Source organism: Desulfospira joergensenii DSM 10085 (assembly GCF_000420085.1).
In the GTDB taxonomy this organism is placed as follows: Bacteria; Desulfobacterota; Desulfobacteria; order Desulfobacterales; family Desulfobacteraceae; genus Desulfospira; species Desulfospira joergensenii.
In genome coordinates, this window is record NZ_ATUG01000001.1 from 608,716 (window position 1) to 624,819 (window position 16,104).

Annotated in this window: 14 protein-coding genes; 2 read left to right on the forward strand and 12 right to left on the reverse strand. The window is 50.5% G+C overall.

The window, feature by feature from the left end; genetic code table 11:
• Positions 1 to 299 precede the first annotated feature (299 nt).
• The 5 genes from F608_RS0103010 to F608_RS0103030 form a co-directional block, all read right to left on the reverse strand.
• Positions 300 to 1,880 carry a class I adenylate-forming enzyme family protein gene (locus F608_RS0103010; protein WP_022664131.1) on the reverse strand — a complete coding sequence of 527 codons (1,581 nt, stop codon included), beginning with the start codon at positions 1,878 to 1,880 and terminating at the stop codon, positions 300 to 302.
• A gap of 200 nt (positions 1,881 to 2,080) precedes the next feature.
• Complete coding sequence (locus F608_RS0103015; RefSeq protein WP_022664132.1) at positions 2,081 to 3,016, reverse strand: beta-keto acid cleavage family enzyme; 936 nt, start codon at positions 3,014 to 3,016, stop codon at positions 2,081 to 2,083.
• 110 nt (positions 3,017 to 3,126) lie between these two features.
• Positions 3,127 to 3,612, reverse strand: coding sequence for an Lrp/AsnC family transcriptional regulator (locus tag F608_RS0103020; protein ID WP_022664133.1), 486 nt, complete (start codon positions 3,610 to 3,612; stop codon positions 3,127 to 3,129).
• A gap of 76 nt (positions 3,613 to 3,688) precedes the next feature.
• Positions 3,689 to 5,023: an aspartate aminotransferase family protein gene (locus tag F608_RS0103025; RefSeq protein ID WP_022664134.1), complete on the reverse strand. Its 1,335-nt coding sequence runs from the start codon at positions 5,021 to 5,023 to the stop codon at positions 3,689 to 3,691.
• Positions 5,024 to 5,035: 12 nt separating this feature from the next.
• Positions 5,036 to 6,661: an aromatic amino acid lyase gene (locus F608_RS0103030; RefSeq protein ID WP_022664135.1), complete on the reverse strand. Its 1,626-nt coding sequence runs from the start codon at positions 6,659 to 6,661 to the stop codon at positions 5,036 to 5,038.
• A gap of 383 nt (positions 6,662 to 7,044) precedes the next feature.
• Between F608_RS0103030 and F608_RS0103035 the strand changes: the two genes are divergently transcribed.
• On the forward strand, positions 7,045 to 7,638 hold the full coding sequence (locus tag F608_RS0103035) for a lysophospholipid acyltransferase family protein (RefSeq protein WP_022664136.1): 594 nt from the start codon (positions 7,045 to 7,047) through the stop codon (positions 7,636 to 7,638).
• Between the two features lie 86 nt (positions 7,639 to 7,724).
• Here F608_RS0103035 and F608_RS0103040 read toward each other — a convergent pair whose 3' ends face one another.
• The 6 genes from F608_RS0103040 to F608_RS0103070 form a co-directional block, all read right to left on the reverse strand.
• On the reverse strand, positions 7,725 to 8,519 hold the full coding sequence (locus F608_RS0103040) for an HAD-IIB family hydrolase (RefSeq protein ID WP_022664137.1): 795 nt from the start codon (positions 8,517 to 8,519) through the stop codon (positions 7,725 to 7,727).
• A gap of 115 nt (positions 8,520 to 8,634) precedes the next feature.
• Positions 8,635 to 9,525: a carbohydrate ABC transporter permease gene (locus F608_RS0103045; RefSeq protein WP_022664138.1), complete on the reverse strand. Its 891-nt coding sequence runs from the start codon at positions 9,523 to 9,525 to the stop codon at positions 8,635 to 8,637.
• Positions 9,525 to 10,580, reverse strand: a complete 1,056-nt coding sequence (locus F608_RS0103050) for an ABC transporter ATP-binding protein (protein WP_022664139.1) — start codon at positions 10,578 to 10,580, stop codon at positions 9,525 to 9,527. Before F608_RS0103050 ends, F608_RS0103045 begins: the two co-directional genes overlap by 1 nt.
• A 42-nt stretch (positions 10,581 to 10,622) precedes the next feature.
• Positions 10,623 to 11,444 (reverse strand): carbohydrate ABC transporter permease, encoded by an 822-nt coding sequence (locus F608_RS0103055; protein ID WP_022664140.1) that lies wholly within the window; start codon positions 11,442 to 11,444, stop codon positions 10,623 to 10,625.
• 60 nt (positions 11,445 to 11,504) lie between these two features.
• Positions 11,505 to 12,797 (reverse strand): ABC transporter substrate-binding protein, encoded by a 1,293-nt coding sequence (locus tag F608_RS0103060; protein ID WP_022664141.1) that lies wholly within the window; start codon positions 12,795 to 12,797, stop codon positions 11,505 to 11,507.
• 128 nt (positions 12,798 to 12,925) lie between these two features.
• The gene (locus tag F608_RS0103070) at positions 12,926 to 13,936 is read right to left on the reverse strand and encodes a LacI family DNA-binding transcriptional regulator (protein WP_022664143.1); all 1,011 of its coding nucleotides are present in this window, start codon (positions 13,934 to 13,936) and stop codon (positions 12,926 to 12,928) included.
• 216 nt (positions 13,937 to 14,152) lie between these two features.
• Here F608_RS0103070 and F608_RS0103075 point away from each other — a divergent pair, with 216 nt between their 5' ends.
• Positions 14,153 to 15,421, forward strand: a complete 1,269-nt coding sequence (locus tag F608_RS0103075) for an MBL fold metallo-hydrolase (protein ID WP_027362415.1) — start codon at positions 14,153 to 14,155, stop codon at positions 15,419 to 15,421.
• 60 nt (positions 15,422 to 15,481) lie between these two features.
• Here the strand turns inward: F608_RS0103075 and F608_RS0103085 are convergent, their stop codons facing one another.
• Positions 15,482 to 16,102: an alpha/beta hydrolase gene (locus tag F608_RS0103085; protein ID WP_022664145.1), complete on the reverse strand. Its 621-nt coding sequence runs from the start codon at positions 16,100 to 16,102 to the stop codon at positions 15,482 to 15,484.
• Positions 16,103 to 16,104: the final 2 nt, after the last annotated feature.

Genomic DNA, 16,104 nt, shown 5'->3' on the forward strand with positions numbered 1-16,104 from the left:
ACCGGTTATAACGCTGTTCAAAGGCTTAAGCTCTATCAGCAATACAGGTTCAGGTCAAGCTGCCGGGCCCCTGCATCACCCGACTTTTCAAAATAATATTAGGTTAAAATATGATTTAAGCTTTAAAATTAGGTATTGCTATAAAATTTATTATAAAATTCCGTCAAACCCGATCAAAAAATTAGATTGTGAAAAGCATGTCCCGGCCCTTTGGGGACATGGAAATCAGATCAGAATAGAACAGGACAGGACCGGCAATTCATGGCCGGAGGAGAATATCAGGACTGTATGAACACGTATCAAACCAAATTCTTGAACGCCTCTTTCCGGCCGGTATACTTCTGCCGGAGATGGGGTTTCATCAATTTGCCCGTGGGATTTCTGGGCACATCATCAAAGATGACCTTGCGCGGCACCTTGTAAAGGGAAAGCCTGGACTTTGCAAACTCTATGACCTCCTCTTCTTTCATCTGCCGGTCCTGCTTGACCTGGACCACGGCCAGCACGATTTCCACCAGCCGGTCGTCGGGATACCCGATGCAGGCGACATCATCGATATCCGGATGATCCATGAGGGCGTCTTCGATCTCCACGGGGTAGATATTCTCTCCCCCGCTGGTGATCATATCCTTCATCCGGTCCACAATATAGAAATAGCCGTCTTTGTCCTTTTTCAGCAGGTCCCCGGTATAGAGCCACCCGTTTTTCAGGGCTTCCCGGGTCTTTTCCGGATTTGAATAGTACTCCCGCATCATCCTCGGGGTCCTGAAGATGAGTTCCCCCACCTCTTCTTCCCCAAGTTCATTGCCCATGGGATCCACGATCTTGGCCTCCACCCCGAAGGTGGGCTTTCCAATGGACCCGGGCTGGGCCATGACCTCCCCGGGATAAAGATTAAAGGTCCCCCCTCCCCCGCCCTCGGTGATCCCGTAGATATTGGAGACGGCGCAGGGCAGTTTTTCCACCAGCATCTTCATGATGTCAAAGGGGACGGGCTGGGCACCGATCTCCATGTATTTCCAGGCGGAGAGATCGTACTCCGCCAGCTTGATCCGGCCCGCTTCCATGGCATTGAGCACGGCAATGGCAATGGGGACGACAAAGAGGGTATCCGTGCATTTTTCCGCAGCCACCGCCTCAATGATCCATTTGGGATCCCTGAAATCCCGGATAATGGTGCCTGCCGCCCCTGTGGCATAAAAGGGAGCCCATAGGAACATGGTTCCGGAATGGTACAGGGGAAGAAAGATCAGGTAATTGTCATCCTTTTGAACGAAATAGGACATGCCGTTGCCCATGGCCGTGGCATTCAGGGAAAAATGGGTATGAAGAACCGGCTTGGGTTTTCCCGTGGTTCCCGAGGTAAACATCATGGCAAGGTCGTGATCCCGGTCCACCTCAACCAGGGCATCCGAGGTATCCGGGTACTGAAGCACGGTTTTAAAGTCAATATACCCCTCCGGCACCCCGGCACCCACACAGACATAATGCTTGATAGTGGTAAGCTGCTTCCGGACCGGCTGAACCACCCCCAGGAACTCGGATCCCAGGATAAAGACGTCGGGATTGCAGACCCCGGCGGCATAGAGGATATCCGGACCTTCAAACCGGAAGTTCAGGGGGACCACCACGGCGCCGAGACGGATGATGGCGTAGTAGGTTACCAGCCATTCCAGGGAATTATTCTGAAGATGCATGACAAAATCTCCCTGGCCCACGCCCAGTTCCTTTGACAGAAAATTGGCGGCCCGGTTGATCTCATCATTGAACTCCTGCCAGGTAAAGGTCCGGCGGGAACCGGCAGCCGGTGTCCTCTCAATTAGGCAGACCTTGTCGGGAATGTGCCTCGCATGGATTGACGCATAACCTGAATAATTCAATGCTCCCCCTCCTCGTCTAATAATGGTTTATATTTTTAAATCAGACTCCTTCATTTAAATTGTAGCGGTAACTCTGTGGTTGGATAAAACTTGCCCATAACCAAGGTGCAAAGGATTTTAAGACCGGAGCGTACTTTTGTACGTGAGGATCTTAAAATTCTGCAGCAACGCCGCAGATGGGTGAGCCTTCATCCAAATCCCTAAAAGTTGACTTTCTCAATGCCCTTTAACCCCAGAATCTCCCGAGCCTCGTCACTGGTGGCCGCAGTCAGGCTCATCTCCCTGGCCACATTTTTGATCATGGTCACCTGTTCGGCGCTGGCCTTGGCCATGATCCCCTTGCCGGCATAGATGGAGTCTTCAAGCCCCACCCTTACATTCTGGGCTCCCATGGCAATGGCCGTGGAGGTGATGGGAATCTGGAACCGGCCCCCGGCAGCCACGGACCAGGTGAAATTTTCCTGGCCCAGCACTTCTTTGGCCTCGTCATGGATCAGAACCAGATGCTTGACCGAAGGGGTCATCCAACCCACCATGGGGCCGAAGACAAATTGGAGATGGACGGGCAGTTTGACCAGGTTCTCCTCCATGAGCCACTTGACATAGGAGACATGGCCCAGTTCATAGATCTCAAATTCCGGTTTGGTGTCGATCTCAAGAAAGGTTTTGGCATAGATCAGATCGTCACTGAAGGTGGGCCTGAAGGTCACGTTCTTGCACAGTTCCAGGTAATCCTTTTCCCATTCATGCTTGAACTTCTCGAATCGGCCGGCAATCTGGAAGATCCCGAAGTTAAAGGGGGCAGGATCAAAGGAGCACATTTCAGGCCTGAGTTTTTTAATGGGGATGAGTTTCTCTTCGGTGGTCTGATTCATGCCCCCGCCCGTGGTGGGCAGAAGCACCATATTGCACCGGGCTTTTATCTTTTCATGGACCTCAAGGAAAAGATCCGGATCCGATACGGGCAGGCCGTCTTTGGGATTTCTCACATGGATATGGGCAATGGCCGCGCCGGCCTCCCAGGCCTTGACGGCATCCTCCACGATTTCGTCGGGGGTGATGGGAAGAAAATCACTCATGGTCGGGATATGAACAGAACCGGTAATGGCCGCCGTGATAATAATTTTATTTTCCATCTTACACCTCCTGTTGATGAGATTATGGGACAAAATTATATAATCCGGTTAAAAACCCCGGGTTGAATCCGGTTCTGCCAGGGCCAAGCCCTGCCCGCCGTGTAGGTTCTTTAGCCTTCCCCCTCCTCCTCCTCAATTTCCAGAATAAACTTTTTTTTCTCCTTGATATTATCAAGGATAAAAGAGGACTGGACCGCCTGAATTCCCTCGATCCGGGTCAGCTTATCGTTCATGAACCGGGCATAGGCTTTAATGTCCTTTGCCACCACCTTTAGGATAAAATCGTTTGCCCCGGCAATCTGGTAACATTCAATGACCTCATCCAGGGCGGCAAACCTCTTTTTGATGGAAGGCACCGAGGACAGGTTGCTCAGGTTTAGACTGATGCTGACCATGGCCATGATGGTCAGCCCTATTTTTTCCGGATCCACCACCGCTGTAAAATGGGAGATCACTCCGGATAGTTCCAGCCGCTTGACCCGTTCCAGGGTGGCCGGAGCGGAAATCCCCACTATTTTTGATAATTTTGAATTGGTAATTTTGCCGTTTTCCTGAAGTGTATTTAAAATCTTTTTATCGATTCTGTCCAGAGCCATTTGTCTCCTCAAGGCCAAAAGTCTGAAGCCGGGCTCCGGACCATTGCCTATATTTTCATTGGGGTTATCAATAGTTCTATAGGAGTAAATGGTTATATTTTTCTTCAATCAATGGCAATAGTTCTTTTAAAGTTTCATCAATTTTATCCCCAAGGTCCAGGACCTCCTGTTCCGTAATCACGGTGGACAGGATGAACAGTCCCCTGGGAATGGTGAACACCCCCCTGTTCAGCAGGGACAAATGCATGAGCCCGTGGAGTTCCTCCACGGAGTTGAGCACCTGCTCCGCCGTGAAGATATCTTGGTTGACAAAATGAAGGTTTAAAATGGACCCGATCTGATTGGAACGGATGTTAAGGCCGTTGGCCCTGAAACTGTGAACCAGCCTCTCCTGGAACAGATCCCCCATCTTATTGATGGAGGCCACGGCAGGTCCGTCAAATTTTGACATGGCGGCAAACCCGGCCTGCATCACGGTTTCATACCCGTTAAAAGTGCCGGAGTGATACAGGGGTTTTTCCGTACTTTCATGGCAGAAGATGTCCATGATCTCTTTTCTGCCGCCGAACACCCCGATGGGAAGGCCGCCCCCCACCACCTTGCCCACGGTGGTGAGATCCGGGATGACCCCGTACAGGTTCTGGCACCCGCCCGTATCCACCCTGAAGGAGAAAATCTCGTCAAAGATCAGCAGGACCCCGTTATCCCGGGTGACCTGCCTCACCCTTTGGAGATAATCCTCCCGGGGCAGCACCACTCCCCCGGCCCCCAGAAAAGGCTCCATGATCACGGCGGCAAGATCGGATGCATTTTCCCGGACTGCCTTTTCCACGGCCTCCCCGTCGTTAAAGGGAACTTCCAGCATATCCCGGGTCATGCCCGTTGGTATCCCGGCCGTGATCACGTTTTTCTTGGTGGATGCGGCCACACAGTCGTGGGTGCCGTGGAACCCCCCGCTCATCTTGAGGATCTTATCCTTTCCTGTATAGGCCCGGGCCGTTCTCAAGGCAAAGAGGGTGGCCTCGGTCCCGGAGTTGAGGAACCGGACCCGGTCAAACCCGGGCACCCGGTCGCAGAGGAGTTTGGCCAGCCGGTACTGGCCGTCCGTGGGCGTGGAATACTGGGACCCCTTTTCAATCCCCTCCTGGACAGCCCTGACCACGTCCGGATCCCCGTGGCCGTGGACCAGGGCCCCGTAGGCATTGGTCACGTCCAGGAGTTTATGGCCTTCGTGGGTATAGACATGGGCCCCCTTTCCATGGGAGATATGGATGGGAAAGGGCTTAAAATAGCTCAGACTCCGGGTGGCCCCGCCCGGGATATACTGGATCAGCCGTTCATGGCGGGTCCTGGATTCCCTGAACTTTTCCTTGTACTCTTCGGCTATTTTCCGGGCAATATTCCTTGTCATGATCTGACCCTCCTATTCCTCCCTTTTATGGACAATCAGAAGTTCTCCCATCTCCTTTTCGATCTTTTGAACGAATTCCCCGGACTCGATCCTCGACTTAAGGGTCTCCATGTCGTCGATGTAGACCTTGTCATAGTCCAGGTAAGGCAGGGTTTCCCGGACCGCCTCGTACATGATCTTCCCGGCGGGGCTCAGCTTTTCAGGCCCCCTCAGGTCTGCGGCCTGGGCTGCGCAGAGAAGCTCAAAGGAGAGGATGTGGTTGGTATTTTCCACGATTCTCCTGGCCTTTCTCCCGGCAATGAGTCCGAAGCTGACAATATCCTGGAAATCCGCCGTGGAGGTGATGGACTGGATGGAGGCAGGCACGGCCAGGGTCCGGTTCTCAGCCACCAGGGAGGTGGTCATGAACTGCCCTCCCATCAGGCCCATGCGGACCCCGGTGTCCTCTTTGCAGAGAAAAGGCGGCAGGCCGACACTGTTGGACGCATCCAGGAACCGGTCGATGCGCCGGTCGCTGACCACGCCCAGGTTGACCATGGAAATTCCCAGGCAGTCCATGGCAAAGGAGATGGGCTGACCGTGGAAATGGCCGTTGTGGATAAAGGTGTCATATTCGGTAAAGATCAGGGGGTTGTCGTTGCTGGAGTTGAGTTCCCTGAGCAGGGTGTCGTGGGCCCGGGCCACGGCTTCCTTGGTGGGCCCCACAAACTGGGGGGTGCACCGGATGGAATAGGCGTCTTCCACGGGGATGTCGGCCACGGATATGCCCTGGTGCTTTTTGAGTACGGCCTGGAGTTCTATGGAGAGTTCCTGCTCGTCAATGGCGATGTCAGACCCGGTGAGCAGTTTGGTAAGGTTCATGGCCGTGGCATGCTGGCCCGGATGGTATTTTTGTTCATGGACCCGGGCATCAAAGGGATTGATCCTTCCCATGAGGGTCTCTATGGCCATGGCCGCGATGATGTCTGAATTTTTCAGGGTATTTTCCGCTTCATGGATCACGGTGCAGGCCAGACCCACCATGGCCGAAGTCCCGTTGATCAGAGAGAGGCCCTCCTTGGCATTGAGATACATAAGCTCCACGCCGGCTGCTTCCATGGCCTCTTTCCCGGGCAGAACCTGACCCTTATACCGGGCCTTCCATTCACCGAATGCGACGCTGGCGATACATCCCAGGGGGCCCAGGTCGCCGCTGGTGCCCAGGGATCCTTTCCTGGGGATCAGGGGAAACACCTGGCAATTGATCATATCCAGGTAGATCCTTAGGTTTTTTTCCTTGATCCCAGAGTATCCCCGGCACAGGGAGTTGGCCCGGGCTATCATGAATATCCTTACCAGGCTGTCCTCAAAGGGTTCTCCCACCTGGGTGGTAATGGACCGGACCAGGTTCTTCTGGAAGTCATTGTCCCTTTCCTTGGGCAGAAGGTGATCCACCAGCCCGCCGCAGCTGGTGTTGACCCCGTAAATGCAGCGCTCCTCACTGGCCCACTTGTCCACAAGCTTTCGGCACTCCCTTATCTTGGGCCAGTTTTCCTCGTTGACCTCGACCTTTATGGACAGGTCATTGCCCGCCTTGATCAACTCCTCAATGGTCAATGAATACCCGTCCATGACCAGTTTGTTGTTAATGATCGGCATGACTCCCTCCTTGATTAATTTGAATTCACCTGGAGGCCGGAGATGGAAAAAGAGTAAGGAATAAAACCAAATTCAGATCAGAATTGAGAATGTACCATATTTGAACCCTAATCAGATCCCTGTTTTCTTGTCAAGGATTATTTTAATTTTCTAAAGGAAAAATCTACCTTTTATAGGAAAGAAGGTTGTAAATATTTTAATATCCTAATTTTATGAAGTATTAAATAAAAAAACCTTATTTTATACATACCCCATCCATCCGGATCAAATCCCCCGATTTTGTATTATTAATGTAAAATCCAGAGAAGCGGAATTCCGCTTTTATTGGATCTCATATAGGATTCATTCATGGTGATGGATACTACATTTTTCAGGAGGGCCGCTTGCCTTCCCTGCTTTTAAGCAACCCCTTTTTAGCCCCGTTTTTTCACTGGTTCGCCAGATTCTGTCTTGGGGCCGTGGGCTGGCAGACAAAAGGGGAAATCCCGGACCTGAAAAAATACGTCCTCATCGCGGCTCCCCACTCCACCAACTGGGATTTTGTCTATTTCCTGCTCATCATATTCAAATTCAGGATACCGGTCCGCTGGATGGGCAAGGAGTCCATGTTCATCCCCCCCTTTAAAGGACTTTTAAAACGCCTGGGGGGCATCCCGGTCAACCGGACCGTACAGGGAAACCTGGTGGCGGACATGGCCCAAGAATTTGACAGGACAGACAGGATGATCCTGACCATTGCCCCCTCGGGCACCCGACAGAAGGTCAAAAGATGGAAAACCGGATTCTACCAGATTGCCCTCCAGGCAAAGATTCCCATTGTCTGCGGATTTATAGACTATGAAAAAAAGCAGGGAGGCATGGGCCCGGTCTTTTTCCCCACGGGAAACATGGAATCGGACCTGAAGGCCATTCAGGACTTTTACAAAGATAAATCAGGAAAATACCCGGAGTACGGGACTGCCGGATCTGCCTTGTGAATCCCTTCCGGATTGGCATGTTGAACCGGGCAGAATGCTTTCGTTTGAACGCCCCCATAAAGCAGGGCAAGGAAAAATCAAAAGATTCACCTATGTTTTAAGATATGCTCGGCAATCTGGGCAAATCCCACACCGCCTTCCCCTTTTGTAACAAAACCTGGTTTGACTTCAAGCTGATCTTCAAAATTGAGCACGTTGTTTACCCCGATGGAAATAGGGAAAAACTCGAACATGGGTTCATCATTGGGAGAGTCCCCGCAAAAAACATATCGATCCTTTTCATTATCCAGATCAATCTTCCAAAGATGAGACACCATTGTTTTGGTCATGTCTATTTTGCTGTAATCACCGAACCAGCCGTTCACATGGATGGATGATACCTTGTATGTTGCACCATGTTTTTCAAAAATTCTGCATATTTTATGAATCTGGTCTTTATCAAGAGGCGCAACATCTTCGCAAAAATCAACGGCAAGATCGGATTCCCTGTAATTTTGATCCGAGGCAATGCCGGCTCCGGGAATGGATTCCAATATTTCTTCTTTGATCAATTCCAGGCGCTCTCTTTTTTGTGTGCGGACCTGGGGCGGGTCATAAAAATAATTTTTTACCCCCCCGGTCTTTTGATCGCACCAGAAAAAAAATGCCCCGTTTTCCCCGACCACACCGTCCACCGGCCACATTCTGGCAATATGATCGCACCAGCCGGCCGGCCGGCCCGTAATCGGCACCAGCCGGATTCCGGCATCTTTTAAATTCCAAAGTGCGCCATATGCCTGGGGCAGAATCTTGCCCTGAAATGAAAAGGTATCATCAATATCGAAAAAAACGGCGTCGATCTTCTTAATCTGCCCGGGTTCAAGCTGTTCAAGGGGTTTCATGATAAATGCTTCCCTACTCCAATCTTTGAATGTCTATTCTCATCTTCCGGTAAAGGATCCTTTTTTAACACAATTTTGCTTGCCGGACAAAAAAGAAACAAGGATGACTCACTCTCTATTGATAATGTATCCGTTTTTCCACAGTGGTGAATTGAATGACGGTGATAACGGCCAGAATAAGTACCAGGACAGCCGTCAATGTCGCCGCATAACTGGAATCCCAGAAGCTGAAGGCGTTTTCATAGATATAATAGAGCAGTAGGGAACTGGCATTGTCCGGTCCGCCCTTGGTCATGATGACCAGGTGATCCACCAGCTTAAAGGAATTAACCACTGCATTGATTCCTATGAACAAGGTGGTGGGCATGAGCAAGGGAAAGGTCACCCTCCTGAAATAATACCAGCTGCCGGCCCCCTCGACCATGCCTGCTTCTCTGAGCTCAGGAGAAAGCTGCTGCAAGGCGGCAAGGTAGAAAACCATGAAAAATCCGGATTCTTTCCAGATGACCATGACGATTAGGCAGGACAATGCCGTGTCCGGATTGCCCAGCCAATTGTGACTGTCCCCGCCAAAGGCGGCAAAAATCTGATCAAAAAGGCCATACTCCGGGGTATAGAAAAAGAGCCAGATATTGGCCACTGCAATCATGGGCAGAACCGTGGGGGTAAAAAAAGACATCCGGATCAGGGAGCGGCCTTTGATCTTCCGGTTGACGAGTATGGCCATGCCCAAGGCCATGGCCATGCTTACGGGAACGGTACAAAGGGAATACACAAAATTGTTGAACAGCACTTTCCAGAAAATTTCGTCTTCCAGAAGATAGGCATAATTCTCGAGGCCGATAAACTCGGCAGGCCGGGATACCGTTCCCGTGGAGAAAAGACTGTGAAACAATGTCGAGGCAATGGGAAAATGTGTAAACAGGCTGATCATGAAAACGGCAGGCAGAACCAGGAGCCAGCCGTTAACATGATTCCAGAAGTCCAAACCAAACTTGAATTTCATCACAGATTGCCCCTTTCCATATTCTCCAGCCGTCTGCCATTTGAGGCATCAAAGAGATGGATATGATCTGCCTCCCAACGGAGTTTGAGAGGATCTCCGGCGGTAAGGCCGGTTTTTCCCTTGACGGTCAGTGTAATGTTCTGCTGACCAAACCGGCAGGCGATCAGGGTATCCGCCCCCAGGTATTCAACGGTTTCGACCCTGGCTTCCATGCCCTGGTCTTCTGAAATTTTAATGTTTTCCGGCCTGATTCCTATCTGACAAGATTCAGGATTGATTCCGCCGGGCAACCGGGAGGAGAGCATCTCCATGAGAACCGGTTCCGGGGTAAGGATATTCATTGGCGGGTTACCGATAAAGCTTCCGGCAAAGGCGGTTTCCGGCCGATTGTATAATGCTTCAGGCGTTCCGTGCTGCTCAATGTGCCCATCCTTCATCAGGATGATCTTATCGGCAATGGTCATTGCCTCTACCTGGTCATGGGTAACATAGATCATGGTCATTTTAAGCCGCTGCTGAAGAAACCGGATTTCCTGGCGCATCTCCTGCCTGAGTTTGGCATCCAGGTTGGACAGGGGTTCATCCATCAGACAGACGGAAACCTGGGCAACAATGGCCCGTCCCAGGGCAACCCGCTGGCGCTGGCCACCGGACAACTGAGCCGGTTTCCGGTCCAGAAAATCGGAAAGCCCAAGGAGACCCGCTGCGTTTTCAAGCCGCTTTTTTTGCTCAGGCAAAGACACTTTCCGGGCCTTGAGGCCAAAAAGGATATTTTCGGCCACATTCAGATGGGGAAACAGGGCATAATTTTGAAATACCATGGAGATGTTCCGCTTTACCGGCGGCAGATAAGATACATCTTTACCCCCGATCTCAATCCTTCCCGATGTCGGGGTCTCCAGCCCCGCAATCAAGCGCAGGGTCGTTGATTTTCCGCATCCGGAAGGTCCGAGCAGGACCAGGAGCTGCCCCTGTTCACATTTGAAATTGATTTGGGTCAGGGCCTGAAATCTGCCCCAGCTTTTATCGACATTTTTTAAAATAATTGCTGACATGCGAATCCAAATAAAAATTTTAGGTTCTGTTTCAAGAAGTTATTATTTAATGCCTGAATGCATAAAGGATTGCACAAACTGTCTCTGGAAAAGGATGAAGGCTACCAGAAGGGGGGCCATTGTCATCACGGTTGCAGCGGTAATGATGGACCAGTCAACCCCGGATTCGGGGGCACCGAAAATGGCCAGGCCAACCGTCAGAGGCCGGCTGGTCACAGATGAGGTGATGACCAGGGGCCACAAAAAATTATTCCAGTGATAACTGACGGAAACCAGACCGTAGGCGATATAGGTGGATTTGGCCAGGGGCACATAGACTTTCCACAGAATGCCCAGAGAAGAGATCCCCTCCACTTGAGCGGCTTCCACAAGCTCCCTGGGAATGGTTTTAAAAGCCTGGCGGAGAAGAAAAATACCAAATGCACTGGCCATATAGGGCATACCAATGGCCGGGATCGTATCCAAAAGCCCAAGATTGCTGATGGTCCGATAATTTTCCACCAAAAGCACCTCGGGCATGATCATGAGCTGCAGCAATACCGCAGCAAAGATGATATCCCGTCCGAAAAATTCAAAGCGTGCAAACCCGTAGGCCGCAAGGGTACAAAGAACGAATTGTACCCCAAGGATCAGGGTGACCAAAACAAAGGTATTCATCAGATACCGGGGAAAAGGGGCATAGGACCATGCCCGGACAAAATTTTCAGTGGTCAGAGGTGCAAACAACTCAAAACTCGTTGAAAATTCTGCAGGATGAAATGCACTCCAAAAGGCGAATACAACAGGCATGAGCCAGAGGATCCCCAGGATCCATGCTCCGAATGTCTCCAGGGTTTTCCGTGTTCCGGTCTCCCAGAATCTCATCAAATTAATTCCTTTTCCAATATGTCCCCGGACACCGGCGGATGCCCGGGGACAGGGATTTTAATATCGTTTCAATATACGGTCGGTCTGTTTTTGTGCGCCCTGCAATGCCTTTTCCGGTGTTTTCGAATCAGTAAGGGCTGCCTGGATCGCATCGTTGAGTATCTTATATACCCTGCCGTTTTCATGTACAGACAATTCTGCAGTGGCGTATTTGAGCTGATCCCTTGCAACGGCCGCAGCAGGAAATTCCTTTACATAGGTTTTGAGCTCATCGGTTTCATAAGCATCCGGCCGGGTGCCCAGGTATCCTGTCCCGATGCTCCACTGGGCTGTTCTGCGGGGCTGGGTCATCCATTTGACAAATTTAAGCGCAGCCGCCCTTTTCTCTGGGGATGATTCCTTGAAAATATAGAAATTTCCCCCGCCTGTGGGGGTTCCCCTTTCCTTTTTGGCCGGAAGCATGGCAACCCCGAAATCAAAGCTTGCATTTTTTTTGACCGCAGTAAGGTTTCCGGTGCTGTGCCACATGATGGCTGTTTTCTGCTCCAGAAAGTCCGTTCTCAGGGTTCCCCACTCAATGGTTCCCTTGGGCATGATCCCATGGGTCTGCCCCAGATCTTTCCAGAAATCAAGGGCCTGGACAACCCCTGGTTTTTTAAAATAGACCTCTGTCCCGGCACTGTTCATCAGAACTTCACCGTTCTGACGGCACAGGGCACCGAACATCCAATAGGGATACCCGGTGGAAGGGATTTCCAAGCCCCATTGGATGACCTTGCCGGATGAATCTTTGATAACCAGCTTTTTTCCCATCTCAACCAGTTCATCCCAGTTTGCCGGCGGCATATCCGGATTTAAACCGGCTTTTCGAAAAGCATCCTTATTGTAATACATGACAATGGTGGAGCGCTGAAAGGGGATACTCCAGGTTTTGCCCAGGGTGCGGCTGTTTTCCATCAAAGCGGGATAAAAACTGTCAAGCCATTTTTTTTCTTCAGCCGTTGTGACCAGATCGTCAAAGGGCACGATTGCGTCGTTGTCGATGAGGGTAAATATCTCCGTGGAAAGGATTACGGACAGATTGGGGGGATTTCCTCCCTTTAGAGCGGTCATGGCTTTGGTCATGGTATCGGAATAATTACCCGAATATATGGCCTTCACCTGAATGTCCGGATTCTCTGCCTGAAAATCGGAGACAAGGTTATCCACAATTTTGGTCAGTGGACCGCCGACAGCAACAGGGTAAAACATGGTTAATTCAGTTGCCATGGCCATGGTGGAAAACATTGAAAAGAGTAGCCCGATGATAAACGCTTTTAATACTCTTTTTCCTGGTACCAGTTTTTTCATTGATTTTCTCCTTTATTCAATTGTAAACAAGCGGTTAGGGCAATAGGGATACTTTCCCAAAAACAATTTTTTCATCCCCTCCTTTTCATTAAATTTGGTAATCCCGCTGGGATCAAATTTGTATTCAATCAAAGCGTCGCTGCTTTCTGGGTTGACTCCCTGATGACAAGGGATGATTCCAGCATCACCTGAACCGGCTTTGATTGTTTTTCCTCCATGAGCCGGAAGAGAAGCTTTGCCCCGAGCTGCCCCATCTCATATGCCGGCTGGTGGATTGTTGTCAGGCCGGGGATCACATAGGATGAAATCTGAATGTCATCGAACCCGACAATGGACAGATCTTCAGGCAGACTCAGCCCGCATTCTCTTGCCCCTTTCATGGCGCCCAGGGCCAAATAGTCGTTGGAACAGAAAACCGCTGTGGGAGATTTTTTAAGGGCAAGCATTTTTTTGACCGATACACTCCCCCCGGTGAGCGAATAATCGGTCTGGAACAAGAGGCTGTTATCATAGGCAATGCCGTAATTTTTAAGACACTGCCTGTACCCGTGCCAGCGGTGGAGGCTCCTGTCAGATATGGAAAATTTTCCTGCAACCATGCCGACCCGGCGATGGCCCAGTTGAACAAGATGCTCCGTTGCACGGTATCCGCCCTGATAATTATCGATCCCCACTGCAGAGATGGGACCCTTTTTTATGGTGCTGTAGAGCAGAACAAAAGGCACCTTTTCTTCCACCAATGATTTCAGAACATCTCCTTTGGGGTTGGTTGTGGTGATGATCAGGCCGTCCACCTGTTTTTCCCTCAAGGTTCTGATCAAATTTTCTTCCTGATCGTATTGGTAATATGTGTTTCCCAGAATGACCTGAACTTTATTCCGATCGGCGTGGTCCTGAACCCCCTGGGTGGATTCGGCAAAAACAGGGTTATTGATATTGGGAATGATCAGGCCGATGGTATTGGACTGCTTGGTAACAAATCCCCTTGCAAGGGCATTGTACTTATAGTTACAGACCTCCATGGCCCGCCGAACTTTTTTCCGGGTGGGTTCCCGGACCGCATCCGGAGAATTGATCACCCTGGAAACCGTAGCGGTGGACACACCGGCCAACTTTGCCACGTCAAGTATTGTGCTCATTCGCTCTCCTGCAAACGTTTACATTTATATGTTCATTTTATCATCTCCATGTCAACCTTTTTTTATTTTGCATAACTCTTTAATATTAAAAATAAAAAAACCCCACAACACAATTCAAATTAAAGGTTGCAGCCCTGATATTTTCCATATATAAAAATATCATGTAAACATTTACATCGTTATGAGAGATTCCAATTTATGGACACACGCCCGTTGATGAAATTAAACAGCCATGTGCAGCGCATTGCCCACTGCGGCCTGCATGTGGATCTTGTAAAGACGTCTCAAGGATGGGTACGACTGGGAAGCATGCCGGACATTGCCAAAATGATGAGCTTTCATGGGTTCAGAGAGGAGATTGTCATTGTTCCCCCCTGGGAAGGATCCATGGCAGGGGATAATTATACAGGGGAAGAGTTTGTTCTATGGCAGGCCCAGGTAAAAGGAAGCATAAAAAGACTCTATGCCGGGACACCGGAAGACTTACACCTCCTTTACCGGAACCTTGACGAAACCTTCTCCTTTTTCTTTGACCGTGACCGCATCGGTATTGTGAAAAAACGATGGCTGAAACAGTGGTTTGAGAAGAGCCCGGCTTCTCCTGTCTATGAAAAAAATTCCCTGAAGATCTTAATTGAAAACCGGAATATCATCCTGACAGATCAGGGCCGGATCCTTTACAATAGAAAAAAAATCAAAGCCTCCCACGATCCAGACACCCTGGTGGAAGAAGCTCTTGGAAAAGCGCCCAGGGATTCGAGCCCCAGGCCATCCCTTGAAATAACGGCCATTGGAACGGGAAACGGATTTGTGGGAACCACGGCAAGCTGTATTGTCCGTTTCGCCAAAGAGGTGGTCTGGATTGATCCATGCGGTTATCCCGCCCACACCCTTGCCCGGAGACGGGTTCACTGGGATGACATCACCCATATTCTCATTACCCACAACCATGAAGATCATGTTCAGGGATTTTCCGCATGTCTGAAACGGGCGGAGAAAACAGGGCGTCCCATAAATCTTATCACAGCCCCTAGCATCCACGAGGTCCTGAAAAAACAATTCACCCCCTTATGCCCGGATTTTGCCCGGCTAACCAAGCTGATTCCCCTCTTCCCCGGGAAAAAACTGGGCCTGGACTCCATGAAGGTGGAATGCCGCTGGAATCACCATTTCCTGCCCTATGGCACATTGGGCCTGAAATTTACAGCAGGGGGAAAATGCTTTGGTTTTTCAGGAGACACAAAATTCAATGATCACATCAACTCCATTGTCGCCAGGGAAGAACTTCTTCCCCAGTGGTTTGCTGACTGCGATCTCCTGTTCCATGAAGTCGACTTTGATAATCCTGACGGTGTCCACACTCACTGGAAAGCCCTTGAGGAACTTGCCCGGTCGATTCCAGGCCAGGTGCTTGGCTATCACACGCCCTATCTTGCCAATGCCCCCCTGCCCCTGGTGGAACAGGGAAAAACCTATTGCCTTTAAAAGGGAAGGGCCAGAATCAACTTTGCCCGGTGTAGGCTTAAAAGGATGGAAACCGTTCTATCAACCCGGGTATTTTTCATTCAAATAGGCGGTCAGACGGTTAGCCAAGTTTTCCAGGTATCCGGAATAAAAATGATCACACCCCTCCAGGATCTCAAACCGGGTCTCAAGACTCCATTGGCTGATTTTGGCCCGGATCAGGTCCGGGGGGGCAATCTCATCATTCTCGCCGGTGAGGATCAGACCCGTGGACGTCAGGGCCTCGATATCATCAAAGCTCATGAAGCCCATGGGCGGAGAGACCATGATATGATCTTCGACTTCAAGCCCCGAGGAGACCACGGCAGCATTTATCCTGGATCCGAAGGAATACCCGGCCAGCCAGACGCTCTTGCATCCCCTGTTTTTGAGAAAATCAACACAGGCCCTGACATCTTCCTGCTCCCCTTCCCCATTATCGAACATACCCGTGCTGTTGCCGGTTCCCCTGAAATTAAACCGAAGGGTGGTAAAGCCCTTTTGAGAAAAACATTGAACCGTCTGGATGACCACTGGATTGTCCATGTTTCCCCCGTACAGGGGATGGGGATGGGTCACCACCACGCCCCGGTCAGGAGAATTCTCTTCCAGCATGCCGGCCAGACGGATGTTGCTGCATTGGATTGTGACCTGTTCTTCCATGG

What these genes read in the sequence shown, in the direction of transcription:
- F608_RS0103055 (WP_022664140.1), bottom strand. Translation starts at nt 11,444, where the DNA reads ATGAGATTCTGGGAGACCGGAACACGGAAAACCCTGGAGACATTCGGA.
- F608_RS0103025 (WP_022664134.1), bottom strand. Translation starts at nt 5,023, where the DNA reads ATGACAAGGAATATTGCCCGGAAAATAGCCGAAGAGTACAAGGAAAAG.
- F608_RS0103085 (WP_022664145.1), bottom strand. Translation starts at nt 16,102, where the DNA reads ATGGAAGAACAGGTCACAATCCAATGCAGCAACATCCGTCTGGCCGGC.
- F608_RS0103015 (WP_022664132.1), bottom strand. Translation starts at nt 3,016, where the DNA reads ATGGAAAATAAAATTATTATCACGGCGGCCATTACCGGTTCTGTTCAT.
- F608_RS0103030 (WP_022664135.1), bottom strand. Translation starts at nt 6,661, where the DNA reads ATGCCGATCATTAACAACAAACTGGTCATGGACGGGTATTCATTGACC.
- F608_RS0103020 (WP_022664133.1), bottom strand. Translation starts at nt 3,612, where the DNA reads ATGGCTCTGGACAGAATCGATAAAAAGATTTTAAATACACTTCAGGAA.
- F608_RS0103040 (WP_022664137.1), bottom strand. Translation starts at nt 8,519, where the DNA reads ATGAAACCCCTTGAACAGCTTGAACCCGGGCAGATTAAGAAGATCGAC.
- F608_RS0103075 (WP_027362415.1), top strand. Translation starts at nt 14,153, where the DNA reads ATGAAATTAAACAGCCATGTGCAGCGCATTGCCCACTGCGGCCTGCAT.
- F608_RS0103050 (WP_022664139.1), bottom strand. Translation starts at nt 10,580, where the DNA reads ATGTCAGCAATTATTTTAAAAAATGTCGATAAAAGCTGGGGCAGATTT.
- F608_RS0103070 (WP_022664143.1), bottom strand. Translation starts at nt 13,936, where the DNA reads ATGAGCACAATACTTGACGTGGCAAAGTTGGCCGGTGTGTCCACCGCT.
- F608_RS0103045 (WP_022664138.1), bottom strand. Translation starts at nt 9,525, where the DNA reads ATGAAATTCAAGTTTGGTTTGGACTTCTGGAATCATGTTAACGGCTGG.
- F608_RS0103060 (WP_022664141.1), bottom strand. Translation starts at nt 12,797, where the DNA reads ATGAAAAAACTGGTACCAGGAAAAAGAGTATTAAAAGCGTTTATCATC.